General features: G+C 44.8%; 12 protein-coding genes. 2 read left to right on the top strand and 10 right to left on the bottom strand.

The features are described from left to right. Positions 1 to 11: 11 nt before the first annotated feature. Positions 12 to 902, top strand: coding sequence for a non-homologous end-joining DNA ligase (gene ligD, locus AB4Z30_RS11505; RefSeq protein WP_441926331.1), 891 nt, complete (start codon positions 12 to 14; stop codon positions 900 to 902). A gap of 106 nt (positions 903 to 1,008) precedes the next feature. Here ligD and AB4Z30_RS11500 read toward each other — a convergent pair whose 3' ends face one another. Together AB4Z30_RS11500 and cls are read right to left on the bottom strand one after the other, a co-directional pair. Beyond that, positions 1,009 to 1,920 (bottom strand): YitT family protein, encoded by a 912-nt coding sequence (locus AB4Z30_RS11500; RefSeq protein WP_441926329.1) that lies wholly within the window; start codon positions 1,918 to 1,920, stop codon positions 1,009 to 1,011. A 352-nt stretch (positions 1,921 to 2,272) separates the two neighbouring features. Beyond that, positions 2,273 to 3,712 carry a cardiolipin synthase gene (gene cls / locus AB4Z30_RS11495; RefSeq protein WP_441926327.1) on the bottom strand — a complete coding sequence of 480 codons (1,440 nt, stop codon included), beginning with the start codon at positions 3,710 to 3,712 and terminating at the stop codon, positions 2,273 to 2,275. Positions 3,713 to 4,131: 419 nt separating this feature from the next. Here cls and AB4Z30_RS11490 point away from each other — a divergent pair, with 419 nt between their 5' ends. Further along, positions 4,132 to 5,484, top strand: a complete 1,353-nt coding sequence (locus tag AB4Z30_RS11490; protein ID WP_441926325.1) for a hemolysin family protein — start codon at positions 4,132 to 4,134, stop codon at positions 5,482 to 5,484. 68 nt (positions 5,485 to 5,552) lie between these two features. Here the strand turns inward: AB4Z30_RS11490 and AB4Z30_RS11485 are convergent, their stop codons facing one another. From AB4Z30_RS11485 to AB4Z30_RS11450, 8 genes are all read right to left on the bottom strand, one after another. Continuing rightward, positions 5,553 to 6,629 (bottom strand): AI-2E family transporter, encoded by a 1,077-nt coding sequence (locus AB4Z30_RS11485; RefSeq protein ID WP_441926323.1) that lies wholly within the window; start codon positions 6,627 to 6,629, stop codon positions 5,553 to 5,555. A 130-nt stretch (positions 6,630 to 6,759) separates the two neighbouring features. Further along, a complete protein-coding gene (locus tag AB4Z30_RS11480; RefSeq protein WP_441926321.1) occupies positions 6,760 to 7,560 on the bottom strand; it encodes an ABC transporter permease in 801 nt (266 codons plus the stop codon). Then, the gene (locus AB4Z30_RS11475) at positions 7,544 to 8,455 is read right to left on the bottom strand and encodes an ABC transporter ATP-binding protein (protein WP_441926319.1); all 912 of its coding nucleotides are present in this window, start codon (positions 8,453 to 8,455) and stop codon (positions 7,544 to 7,546) included. The genes AB4Z30_RS11480 and AB4Z30_RS11475 overlap by 17 nt, the downstream gene beginning before the upstream one ends. Before the next feature lie 593 nt (positions 8,456 to 9,048). Continuing rightward, complete coding sequence (locus tag AB4Z30_RS11470; RefSeq protein ID WP_441926317.1) at positions 9,049 to 9,543, bottom strand: hypothetical protein; 495 nt, start codon at positions 9,541 to 9,543, stop codon at positions 9,049 to 9,051. 95 nt (positions 9,544 to 9,638) lie between these two features. Continuing rightward, positions 9,639 to 10,196, bottom strand: coding sequence for a VanZ family protein (locus AB4Z30_RS11465; RefSeq protein ID WP_441926315.1), 558 nt, complete (start codon positions 10,194 to 10,196; stop codon positions 9,639 to 9,641). A 28-nt stretch (positions 10,197 to 10,224) separates the two neighbouring features. After that, a complete protein-coding gene (locus tag AB4Z30_RS11460) occupies positions 10,225 to 11,142 on the bottom strand; it encodes an LCP family glycopolymer transferase (protein ID WP_441926313.1) in 918 nt (305 codons plus the stop codon). A gap of 40 nt (positions 11,143 to 11,182) precedes the next feature. After that, positions 11,183 to 12,514 carry a UDP-glucose dehydrogenase family protein gene (locus AB4Z30_RS11455; protein ID WP_441926311.1) on the bottom strand — a complete coding sequence of 444 codons (1,332 nt, stop codon included), beginning with the start codon at positions 12,512 to 12,514 and terminating at the stop codon, positions 11,183 to 11,185. Then, a complete protein-coding gene (locus tag AB4Z30_RS11450) occupies positions 12,511 to 13,899 on the bottom strand; it encodes a sugar phosphate nucleotidyltransferase (protein ID WP_441926309.1) in 1,389 nt (462 codons plus the stop codon). Before AB4Z30_RS11450 ends, AB4Z30_RS11455 begins: the two co-directional genes overlap by 4 nt. Positions 13,900 to 13,944: the final 45 nt, after the last annotated feature.

The raw sequence follows: 13,944 nt of genomic DNA, 5'->3' as shown, positions 1-13,944 counted from the left end.
AGGAGGCCTCCATGCCACACAAAATCAAAGGCTCCATCATAATCGAAGGTGTAGAACTTACCGTCACGAACCCAGACAAGCTGTTATGGCCTGAAGCTGGTGTAACCAAAGCCATCTACCTGGAAAAACTGGCGGCGCTGGCCCCGTATCTGTTGACCTACACTCGTAACCGATTACTGACAACCATTCGGTATCCTCATGGCGCCGGGGGCACTTTCTTTTATCAAAAAAATGCGCCAGAGCCATTGCCTGATTTCGTGCATACTCAAGATCATGAAGGCATACGTTACATCGTCATGAATGGACTACCTGAGTTGCTCTGGCTGGGGAATCTTGCAGCGCTTGAATTTCACCCTTCGCTGCATGCCATTAACAGTACGCTTCCGTGTGAATGGATGATTGATCTCGACCCTTCGATGGAGCACGAGCCCAGAATCATGCAGGCCGCCTTAATTGTTGGCGAAACCTTGTCTTCACTTGGATTGCAATCCGTTCCCAAAACTTCTGGCGCTACAGGTGTTCAAATTATTGTACCGATTACTCCGGGTGTAACATTTGATGAACTACGGGACGTTGGACACTTCGTAGGTAAATATGTCACGCAAAAACATCCCAAATTGTTTACACTGGAACGGCTCAAAAAAGATCGGGGCGAGCGGATTTACTTTGATTATCTGCAACATTATGGCGGCAAAACACTGGCTGCCCCCTATACACCTCGCGCCAAGCCAAAGGGAACTGTCTCCACACCGCTCACTTGGGATGAGGTGCGCCGAGATGTCTCCATTCAGGATTATCACCTCATGAATATTACGGAACGCCTGAATATCATTGGTGATCTTATTGCGGCCGTACCTCCGCAGCCTCTGGAACTAATCCTGAAACATCTCAAGAAAAAATAGCCGATACCCTGTTATTCAGGATATCGGCTATTTGCTTACGACACATATGGTGCCGGTACTGTCTATTGTTTGATGTTGTTTGTGTCATATTGAGAAGAAAGGACCGCTAATGGATGCCTTTTTTCTTGAAACGTCCGCCCTTCACATCATGAATGTTGCCGATGGCTATAAAGGCTTGCGGGTCCCAATCCTCTACAATAGACTTCAGCTTGGCTTCTTCCAAACGGGTAATTACGACAAAAATAATCTTTTTCTCATCTCCACTGAAGCCGCCTTCGCCGTCCAGATACGTTACACCGCGTCCGAGACGATCCGTCAACGCTGAACCGATATCACGATACTTCTCGCTGATGATCCAGACCGACTTGGACTGATCCAGACCTTCATTTACGATATCAATCATCTTCATGGCAATGTAATATGCAATCATGGAGTACAGAGCGTTCGGCCAGCCGAATACAAATCCAGCACCCGCGAAAATAAATACATTAATAATCAATACGATCTGTCCCACAGACAGCGGTGATTTCTCACTAAACAAAATAGCAACGATCTCTGTACCGTCCAGTGAACCACCAGAACGAATGACCAGACCTACCCCCACACCCAGGATCAATCCGCCGAATACTGCACCCAGAAGTGGTTCACCTGGTGTAAGTGCTGGAACTTTGTGCAGCATCGATGTTCCAATAGACATCACGACGATCCCTAGCAATGTGGACAATGCAAAGGTCTTACCAATCTGCTTGTAACCAAGGATTAGAAAAGGCATATTGAGCAAAGTCAGGAATATCCCCAGCGGCAGATGTGTAAGCTCTGACACCATAATCGAGATCCCCGTGATACCGCCGTCGATGACGCCGTTTGGCACGAGGAATACTTCAAGCGATACAGCCATGAGCACAGCACCGATCAGGATCATTACAATACGTTGCAACAACTTCAGCGTAAACACCGAGCTTTTGACGCCGCGGTCGGCTTGCTTGGCCGTTAGTTCTTTCACCGTTACATTGGACATGGTATCCCCCCCGTAAAATCAGAATGTGAATCCATTTTATATATCCATTAAATTACTCCACGGGGAAGCTCCATGCAGAGATTGAGCAAACTGTATTCTGCATGTACTCTGACCCACCATAAAAACGGGCATCTAAAGGCGATATAAAATAGATTCAAGATGTACTGCTTGCCGGATCACACTTCCAAAAGAGAGCAAAAGGGAGCCTGTTTCCCCAGACTCCCCTCCTTCATCACGACATGATTTATATAACTATTATATCATAAAAGATCAAATTGGAGCAAAATACTTAGCAAAAAGAAGATAAATTCAAAAAAAGTGAATTTATCCTCAGAAATCTGCCCTAAATCGGCTAAAGAAGCGGAGAAAGCATCCGAGAAAGTATTTCTGCCCCTTTTTGCAGACGTGAGCGATGCTGGAATGCGAAGGTATCAATCTGACTGCACTCCTCCAGGTCACGTTCAAAATCATGAAGCAAACGATGAATTGCAGAGCTCTCGAACAATACAGCCGTTAATTCAAAATTACAGAAGAAACTACGCATGTCCATGTTGGCTGTGCCCACCGTAGCCAGCAACTCATCTACGATCATCACCTTGGCATGCACAAAACCTTTGCGGTATTGATAAAACTTCACACCTGCGCGCAGCAACTCCTCAACATAAGAAAGGGAGGCCAGATGCACCAGCCGCGAATCGGATTGATAGGGAATAAGTATTCGCACGTCCACGCCGCTGACGGCAGCGGTCTTGAGAGCCTCGTAAAGAGCTGGATCTGGTATGAAATACGGTGTGGTAATATAAATCCGTTCACAAGCGACGGAAATCGCGCCAAAACACATTTCTTGTATGGCATCCCAATCCTGATCAGGGCCGCTTCCCAAAATCTGAATGCGTTCCCCCCCACTGCAAATATGCGAAGGGAATAATTCCGCAAGCTGCGGTTCCATAATTCGTTTTCCCGAAGCGAGTTTCCAGTCATTCAGAAACGTGCTCTGGAGAAAATAAACCGCATCACCTTCAATCTGCACGTGAGTATCCCGCCAAAAACCCACCTCCGGATATTGACCAAGGTAATCATCTCCGACGTTAATTCCACCAACAAAACCAACCTTACCATCCACAACTACAATTTTACGATGATTTCGGTAATTGACTCTGCGATCAATCGTAGCAATGAGCGGCGGCAGAAAAAAATGGAACTCCACGCCCGCATCCTGAAGCTTACGAATAAAACTCCAGCTAAGGTTATGACTGCCAAGCCCATCGCAGATGAATCTGACTTTGACTCCCTCCTGTGCTTTACGGATCATCACCTGCTGAAAGCGAGTACCAATTACATCATCTCTGAAAATATAAAACTCGACATGCAGATGATGCTTCGCCTTTTCCATCTCTCTAAGCATAGCGGCAAAAGCCTCTTCCCCATTTGTAAGCACTTTGCTCCGGTTACACCCTGTAATGGGGCTCTCGGACAGATGGGATAACAGATTAAACAAGCGGTGCTGATGGTTATACCTGTCACCTGGCATTTGAGCAATCTCATCTACGATGTGGGCCTGCTTCCAAATTGTTTCACGCATTTCCCGAAAAATTCGCGACCCACCCTTTCGTAGTTTTTTGCGTTTACTGTAGTCTTGGGCCACGAAATAGTACACGACGAATCCAATCAGAGGCACGCAAAATAATATAAACAACCACGCCACCGCTTTGGCCGGGTTGCGGAACTCCAGCACAAGAATCGTAGCCGCTTGGAAAATAAAAACAAGTAAAATAATGACCAGCCAGAACATGCGGCCTCCTCCTCAACTTCCTACTATCTAATTTGATTTTCACATTCTTCATTATCTTTTTATCTGGCTTCATATCCTTACACTTCTTTCATTCTAACCAGCTTTGACGATATTGTTTCCAGCTAATCATAGATACCCAATGTCGACCCCATTCGTAACGAACACGTAGATAAAACTTTACATAAGCAGATAAATAACATATTTTGGTATATAACTGTTCTGATTGCAGCTTGTTACAAATGACTATGTCATCAAAGGTATATGGGCTTAAACAATGATAAAACCTGCTTCCAACATGGTTTCCTAATAATATGTCTTCCAGACTCTTCCTCTATTCTTCAGGAGAAGGTGGTCTTCTTACGTAAAATTAGATATAATACTCGTTAAAAACTTATGACTTAAAAGGAGAAGAGTAGTGAATGGACAGTGAGAGGTATGCGATAAATTTGGTTTTAATTGCACTTTTGATAGGGCTATCGGCATTTTTTGTGGCAGTGGAGTTCGCTCTGGTACGAGTACGTATGAGCCGGATCGATCAAATGATTGCGGAAGGGAACAAAAGGGCGCTTGCCGTGAAACAGGCCGTCGCCAATCTGGACGGATACCTGTCTGCTTGTCAGCTCGGGATCACGATTACGTCTCTCGGACTGGGCTGGCTCGGTGAACCTACGGTAGAGAACATTCTCCACCCGTTGTTCAATAGTATGAGTATCCCGGAATCACTCGCTTCATTCTTGTCATTTGTCATTGCCTTTGTAGCGATCACGTATCTACACGTAGTTGTGGGTGAACTTGCACCAAAAACGATAGCGATCCGCAAAGCTGAGACTGTTGCATTGCTGACGTCCGGCCCTATCATCTGGTTTAACCGAGTAATGTATCCTTTTATCTGGCTATTAAACGGCTCTGCGAACCAGTTGGTTAAATTGTTTGGCATCAAGCCTGCTTCCGAACATGAAGATGCACACTCCGAAGAAGAGTTGCAGATTATTATCAATGAAAGCTTCGAAAGCGGGAAAATCAATCAGGCTGAATTTGGTTATGTGAGCCGAATTTTTGCTTTTGATGAGATGCTGGCCAAAGAGATTATGGTTCCCCGGACCGACATGGTCTGCCTTTATCTAAATAGAACGAACGAGGAAAATCTCGAGATCATTCGGGAAGAACAATACACTCGCTTTCCAGTTGTTAATGAGAGCAAAGACGATATTATTGGTATCATTAATACGAAACAATTTTTCCTGGAGCTATACGGCAATGAAGAACCTGTAGACCTGTCTTCCCTGATTCAACCCGTGTCTGCCGTTCATGAGACAACTCCGGTTAAGGATCTGCTGAAAAAAATGCAGAAGGACGGCGTGCATATTGCCGTATTGGTCGATGAGTATGGAGGCACCTCCGGCATTGTAACAATTGAGGATGTACTCGAACAGATCGTTGGCGAGATTCGTGATGAGTTCGATGCAGATGAAGAAGAAGAAATCCAGATTGTGAATGAACACTATGTCATTATGGATGGCAAAGTTTCGTTGTCCAAAGTCAACGATATGTTTATGGCTTCGCTGGATGCGGATGAATGGGATACCATTGGTGGATGGCTCTACAGCCACCGTCCAGAGATGAACGAACAGGATGAGTATGAATTCGAGAACCTGACATTTGTCCTGCTTGAAAAAGACAAAAATCGCTTCTACAAAGTTGCCATTGTTCCAAAAGAACCACTGAACATGTCGGACTATACAGATGACGATGAAAAAGAGACAAACATTTGATCAAAACAAAGGTCTGTCCACCGTGATTTATGACGGTGGACAGACCTTTTCTTCATGCTGCGCCGAACTCATTGGGCATCTGCTCGATCTTCGACAATGCGGTTCTGGATTTTACGAAAAATAATCTTGAGAATCATGTACAGCGGAATGATAATAATCATTCCTAGAATGTTGCCAAGGTCGGCTCCGACGAGCAGCAGGATGACCGTGGTCAACGGATGAATATCGAGCTGTTTGCCATACACATAAGGGGAGATGAGATTATCCTGAATTTGCTGTGCAATGACGATAATGATCAGAGACCAGAGCGCCATGGAAGGCGAGTCGATAAAAGCAACGATCACCACAGGAATGGCCGCCAGCAAAGCTCCCACATAAGGAATAAAGTTCAGAATAATAGACACCACCGTTAATAACAGCGCATAAGGCAACCCGATAAAAAGAAAACCGATAAACATGAGAATGCCCAGCGCCACATTAACGATAACACGGCCCACAATATAATTGCTCAAGGCCTCATCAATTTCATGCACCGTTTCTTCTCCGTCTTTTCGATAATGTCTAGGCAATAAAAGCGTCAAGTTGGTTCCGAATTTACGGCCTTCCTTGAGCATGTAATAGAGCATAATCGGAAATGTTGCCAAAATAATAACCAAGTTGGATACGACGGAAAACAGACTAGAGACATAATCCGTAACCTGCGTAATCCCCTGACTTAGATACTCGGACAATCTGGTAAACAAGTCTGAATCCTCAGGCAGGTAACGGGCAAGAAAACGATTGTTTTCCAGCGCTTTAATCTGCTCCACAAGGGAAGAAACAAGCTTAGGTGTATTTTCGATAAAATTCCATAACTGCTCTCGCAGGGAAGGCCACACGAGTACACTAAATACAGCGATGAACAGTCCAACAACGACATAAATAATCAGGACAGACAGTGCCCTTTTGATTTTGTGCCGTTCCATGAAGTCCACGAGCGGACGCAACAGATAGTAGAAAAATCCTGCGATCAGGAGCGGGATAATAATGATATGAATCAGCGAAGTGAGAGGGCGGAAAATAAAGTTGACTTTATCCCCCAAATACACGATCAGCAACAGTAAAATAATTGCTGTGCATATGCGGTAAAATTTGTTGTTAATCAAGAAACGTGATCCCTCCATGCGCTGCCCTGCCAAAGTGACTGCGACGATAATATGATTCTAACATTACAATACCAGTATGTACCCTGAATAGACAGCTATGCCACATGCAAACAAAAAAAAGAGGCAGGAATTAACCTGCCACATCTCTTTTGTTAAATACAACCCAGGATATCACCATAAAGATGACATAATATGCAGCGAGAACTGCCAAGGAGAACCCTAGAGTCATGCCCCCACTTGATCCATTCATCAACCCCATATCCGATGAAGAGTTCATATATTTGCTCAAGTTCATATTATTGAACAGAACATATTTAGCCCATACATAACGATCCGGATTAAAGATCAGCGAGAATATATTTTGTGTAAACATAATAAACAAGGACAAACCAATCGCAAGTGCACCTGAACGAAACACCGAAGAGACCATAAAGGCAATCGCAAGTGTAATAAACAGGTCGATATACAGATATCCCCACATTGTTAGCGCATTCGCTGCCGATACCCCACTACCTGCCGGAGCATCATGGGAGAACAGAACATATGAGCTGAGCAACGCCATTCCAATGACCAGCAGTGTACTCATTATACTGAAGCCCACTACAGTGAGATATTTGGAAGCCAAGATTTTACTGCGTGACCATGGTCGGATAAGTAACAGTTTGATGGTTCCCCATGTAAATTCACCCGCCACCGTTTCTGCAGCAATGACTACACAGAAGATGGTATTCAGAAAAAATGCGATCTGCACTGTTGTAGCCGCAGGCTGCCAAAACAAGGTATCGCTTGTCCCCATACCCTGCTTCATTAACACGGGCATTAGCAGCGATATCAGAACAAGAATAGCTAACATAACCCAAGTACGTGCACGACGGAACACTTTCATATTTTCATTCAGCAGCAGATTGCCGAAACTACCCAATACCGCCACCTCCAGTCACTTGCAAGAATTGATCTTCCAATGTACGAGTCACACTACGAATGCCGTAAACCTGCACACCTTCACGGACCAGCTTGGCATTGACCTCCGGAATCTGTTCCCGTGAGAGAGACAACACGACAACATTACCCTGAACAGTTGCCTCTTCTCCCAAGAGTTCAACAGCACGTTCAACAGCATTGACTTCAAACGCAACTTCAATTAAAGCATCTGAGCCTTGCTCATCCCGCAGATTTCGAACATCAATCAGTTTACCGTTCTGAATAATAGCCACAGTGTCACACATCAATTCCATCTCGGATAACAGATGGCTTGATACAAAAACAGTAATCCCCTCTTCATGGGTGAGGAGCCGCAGATAATCTCTCAACTCCCTTATGCCTTGAGGATCGAGACCGTTCGTTGGCTCATCCAGAACTAACAGCTTAGGTCTATGTAATATAGCCTGTGCGACACCAAGGCGCTGACGCATCCCCAAAGAATAGGTTTTCACCTTATCGTGAATGCGGGCTGTCAAGCCTACACGCTCAATGGTCTCTGCAATACGTTCTTTGGTAACACCAGGTGACATGCGGGCAAAGTGTACCAAATTCTGATACCCGGTCAGAAATTTGTACATCTCCGGATTTTCAACAATTGCCCCTACCTGGGATATCGCCTGTTCAAACTCATTCTTCACACTGTGTCCAGAGATGAAAATATCTCCTTTACTGATGGACATCAAACCTACCATCATTCGAATCGTTGTTGTTTTCCCCGCGCCATTCGGTCCTAAAAAACCAAAAACCTGCCCCGGAGAAATATCCAGGGTCAGGTCACTGACCAATGATCGGGAGGAAATGATTTTACTGACGCCTTGAAGTCGGACGACCGGCTCCTGCTGCATTCAATCCTCTCCTTCATGGACGGACATATGTTATGCCCGTTTCTCATATGAGCATAGTGTATCATAATCTTTAGTATATTGTCCTGCAAACTGGGATTTACCTTCTCGTTTTGACTCAGCTACACACGCCTCACAGCATCCAAGCGGCATTTCACTCCGGTAAAATCCAGTACGAAACACGTGATTGCCTCCATTGCCCTCTGGCTTCTGGACGGCGTCTCTAGCGACCGACACAATCATCCCACAACTGACACAGTAAAAGCGGCCCGCTTCATTCAATGGAATACCTTCCCCTCACAGGGAGTCTCTAGTCCCTGTTATTTGTCGTTAGACGCTGAAAATTGATACATTTTGTATCCTAATTCGTAATTTACTTGACACCGGGACTATTGTCAAGCTTTTTCAGCACAAAATTAGGTTGAAATTTCAAAAAAGCGCTATAAATGCGACAAAGGTCTCGCATTTATAGCGCTTAATCAAGGACTAATGATACAAAACGGTGTGATCAACCTCCATTTACATTACAACTTATGTAATATTTACTCCTCATCCTGATATAGTACCATATCACGCATCATGATGAAGTTTCAGTGTTATGTTTTCCTCTCATCTGGATAATACCAGAGCAGAGTCCACTGCTTACCATCTTGCACAAGGTAACAAGTCTGCACCAGACTGAACTTTCCAAAGGTCCCGGAATACGTTTGGATAACTTTTATTTTGTAAGCTTCGGAAAAGGGCTTCACGCCCTGAATGATCTCCACATCAAATTCCCGTTCCGGCGCTTCCATCTCCAGTTCAAACGTATGCACGCCGAAATGTTGCATAAAGATGTGTGCTCTATTCTGCACGTAGGCACTCTTCGGAAATCGCTCTTTCATTAAAGGATGAAAAAGCTCCCATGAGCTTCCGAAGTCACCCGTTTGCTCATATTTGTAAAACTCTTCTGCTACAGCAGCAGCCTCTGCAGGCGCATCTGCACGGAACAATGCAGGAACACTCCTAAAAATCAGCCATAGCAAAAGCACTACAAATACAATAAGTCCACTTTTTTTGAGCAGTGCATTACGGTTTCTTCTTCTTAACATCATTCCGCCCCCTTGTCCTGCCTACCCCATATGTATGATGGTTTGCAAGCAAGTAGAAGCCATGCTCTGAGCTTTCAACTGCATTTCCTGGGAAATCAATGACGTCTTCTACCCAGCAAAGCTCGAATACCTATATAAATCGCAATACCACAACTTCCGCCAATCAAGTCTACAACGACATCCCAAATTGAACTCGTACGATTGGAGCTGAATTGTTGAATGTACTCATCAATGGAAGCAATAATCACAACGATCATCAGTGCCACCGCAATGCATGTCATGACACGCACCCTTTTGTAACGCAGGCTGCCGTATATTAATACTGCGAGTACAGCGTAGATTACTAGATGTGCAGTCTTGCGGAAGAGAAATTCTACAAAAGCATATGGTCTTTCTCTTAAAGAATACTCGTGGCCATTATAAAACAGGTGCACATCGGGCAGTGTAACCCCGATGTGCACCTGTTTGGTCAAACGCTGAAGCCATGGCTGAATATTTTGCTGTTGATAGGATTGGGAAGACATCAGCCAGATGATAACAACCCAGACCCCAGCCAATATTAGCCAAAATATTGTTTTATACGAACGATGTTTCCGTTGATGTTTTTGTTTTCTTGTTTCTCTTTCCTCCGCTTTCAGCAATGTCTTCACCACTCTCCTTGCTGTTTCACGGACATTGTCTTTACTGCTCCAGGTGCTGTTTCAGTATTCCGTGAATGCGCTCCTTTTCCTCTTGACCTACTATAAAATAATAAATACCGTTGATCTTCTCGCCTTTTCCCTTGATCTCAACTGTATCGATTTCTTCCAGGTCGCTACGATAATCCAGAAGTAGTTCTTTCATCTCATCAAATGTCAGATCTGTTCTGACATGTGTACCCAGCTCATCTAACATATTCTGAAGGTGAAGCACACTGGAGAATTGCATCGTATTCTTGAGCATCTGCTTCAGGACCTCTCGCTGACGATCATTCCTTCCCAAGTCGCCCTTCGGATCATCATAACGCATTCTGGAAAATCCGAGAGCAGCAACACCATCCAGATGAATATTGCCCTGCTCATAACGTTTACCCTCATAGTCAAAGGCAAACGGGTTGTTTACATCCACACCACCAACAAGATCAATGATTTTGGAGAACCCCTCCATATCTACTTTCATATAATAGTGAATGGGAATTCCCAAAAATTGTTCAACTGTTGCAAGAGACATATCCACGCCCCCAAAAGCATAAGCGTGATTGATTTTGTCTTCGGTGTTGCGTCCTACAATTTCTGTTCGTGTATCTCGCGGAATATTAAACATCAGCACTTTCTTTTTCCCCGGATTCACACTTAGTACAATCATCGTATCTGAACGTCCTCGATCATTCTGGCGCTCATCCACCCCCAGGATCAAGGCATTAAAGGGCTCTTTGCGATTGAGTTCAACCTGGAGTCCGCCCTTCGCATCGGTTACCGAAACAGGCTTTACGGGATTACGAGGCTCATAAATCTGATCAGCGGTTGATTTAACCGATTGATAGAGATATATCGCATAACCAAAAACAACGATGATAAAAAGTGAAACCATCCACGCTATCCATTTCATCCACTTTTTCATGGGGATCTTCCTTACTCATATTGTGATATTCACTGGCAGATTAGATAATTGCCGTTGCTTTCCCTTCCAGCTTCATGAGACCTGGACGTCCGACAGAATAATAGTGGAAAGTAGATGCCTGAATCTGCTCAGCACTATACACATTACGACCATCAATCATCACAGGCTCCTTCATTGTTTTGGCTAAGGTTGTCAGATCAACTTCGGCAAATTCCTTCCATTCTGTCAGCACACATAATGCATCCGAGTCTTGAGCAGCAAGAAGCGGGCTATCCTCCCACGAAATCGAAGCAATGTCGATCTCTTTACGGAAGTTATCCGTTGCAATCGGGTCGTAAGCTTTGACCGTTGCTCCAGCATCAATAAGATGTTGAACAATATCAATAGCCGGTGCGTCTCGCACATCATCCGTATCCGGTTTAAATGCGAGTCCCCAGATGGCAATCGTTTTTCCTGAGAGTGACCCCAGCGCTTCCTGCAGCTTGTAGATGACTTGCATGCGTTGGTCCTGATTGACTTGCACCACGGATTTCAATAGTCTGAAATCATAATCCACCATACCTGCAATCTGAATCAGTGCCTGTGTATCTTTAGGAAAACAAGAACCGCCATAACCGATACCTGCCTTCAAAAAAGCAGACCCGATGCGTTTATCGTACCCCATACCTTCTGCAACGCGTGTAACATCGGCCCCGACTTTCTCACAAATATTCGAAATTTCATTGATAAATGATATTTTGGTTGCAAGAAATGCGTTGGATGCGTATTTAATCATCTCCGCTGAGCGGACATCTGTAATAATCAGATTGCTTGTTAAGGGCCGATGAAGTTTCTTTAACGTCTGGATGGCCCGATCACTGCTGGTACCGATGACAATCCGGTCGGGGTTAAGCGTATCCTTGATTGCGGAGCCTTCTCGCAAAAACTCGGGAACAGAGGCCACGTCGAATGGCTGGGAGGATATACTGCGAATCAGATCGCGGATACGGTCATTGGTTCCTACAGGAACTGTGCTTTTGGTCACGATAATTTTGTAGCTTTCAAGATGGGTGCCGATCTCCATAGCCACTTGCTCTACATAACTTAGATTGGCCTCGCCATTTGGCAGAGAAGGTGTGCCTACGGCAATAAAGACAATATCTGACTGGTGTATTGCCTCACCGATGTTTGAAGTAAATGACAGTTTACCTGCTTGCATATTAGAAATCATCAACTCTTTAAGACCAGGTTCGTAGATCGGAACGATACCCTCATTCAGCATTTGTACTTTTTCCTCATTGTTGTCTACACAGATCACCTGGTTGCCAATCTCCGAAAAACAAACCCCTGATACCAGACCTACATAACCTGTTCCAATTACTGCAATATTCATCTTGTTTTCCCCCAATTCACGCAATTTTGGATTATATCTTCCCATTCCATCTCAACGCGAACGATGTCCTCTTCCACCAGTTCACTGCCCATCTGTACCTCAATAATTTCGAGTTCAGTCAACGCTTTGACACTGTGCTTCCCCCCTGCTGGAATCACAATGACATCTCCTTGATGAAGCGGTCTGAGCTCGCCGTCCATAATGAATTCACCTTGTCCTGAGACAACGGTCCATACTTCATTTCGTTTAAGGTGGTACTGGTACGAAAAGTTTTTATGGGGCTCGATGATGATGCGTTTGGTTAATACTTCTTCGCCTTTTTTATTACGTGTGTAGTCAAGCACTCTGTAACAGCCCCAGCGCCGTTCTTCATACATGGGACGCTCAGCGCTGTCTTTCAACACTTCTTTGATCTGAGGACTCGCCTCTTTTTCACTGACCAGAATGCCATCAGGACTTGTTGCCACGATTAAGTTGGATACTCCCAGTACACATACCGGAATGTTTAATTCATTAATTAGATGTGTGTTCACCGTGCTGCTCGTCATGACACCTTTGCCCACAATATTTGTACTCATCTCGTCTGTGAGCGTATTCCATGTGCCGAGGTCTTTCCAGTACCCCTCGTAAGGTGTAACCACAATATGCCGAGCCTTCTCCACCACCTGATAATCAAAGCTGATTTTCTGCAGTCTCCCGTATTGTTTGAGCATTTCTTCATATTGGATAGGCAGTTCAAGCGAGATGAGCAGATTGATCAAATAATTGAGTTTGAATGCAAAAACCCCGCAATTCCAAAGGGCAGATTGTTCGATCATCTCTGCCGCTTCAGCTTCACGGGGTTTCTCTTGAAAACGGGATACTTTGGCATAACGTTGTTCTGCTTTGGTTCCGGATTGCTCTGGAATGATGTACCCATACTTTTCAGAAGGATACGTTGGCTTCACTCCGATCAACGCAAGCTCCGCACCCGAAGCATCCAATATATCCTCAAGCTCTGTTACCTTATAAAAAAAAGACTCCTCCACATAGGGATCAACCGGAAGCATCGCGACCGTTTCATTTAAATTGGCTCCCTGCACGGAGTACAAATATACGGCCGCCAAGGCGATTGCGGGAAAGGTATCTCTTCGTTCAGGCTCAACGACCAGATCCACTTCATACCCCAACTGACTTCGCAAAATCTCCACCTGAGGTTTGCTCGTTGCAATCGTTGCTTGTTCGCTCAGCCCCGTATGCTTCAGTTGTCTCCATACGCGCTGTACCATCGATTCCGTCTGCCCATCCTCACCTTCAAGCACTTTCAGGAATTGTTTAGATCTCGTGTCGTTGGACAACGGCCATAATCGCTTGCCCGATCCACCGGAGAGAAGTACGATTCTCAATGCAACCACTCCACTCTATATATTTTAAGATGATACGGGACACCT

The sequence above is a fragment of the Paenibacillus sp. 2TAF8 genome (assembly GCF_052114825.1).
Taxonomy (GTDB): domain Bacteria; phylum Bacillota; class Bacilli; order Paenibacillales; family Paenibacillaceae; genus Paenibacillus.
This window is presented reverse-complemented; position numbering and strand designations above follow the sequence as displayed.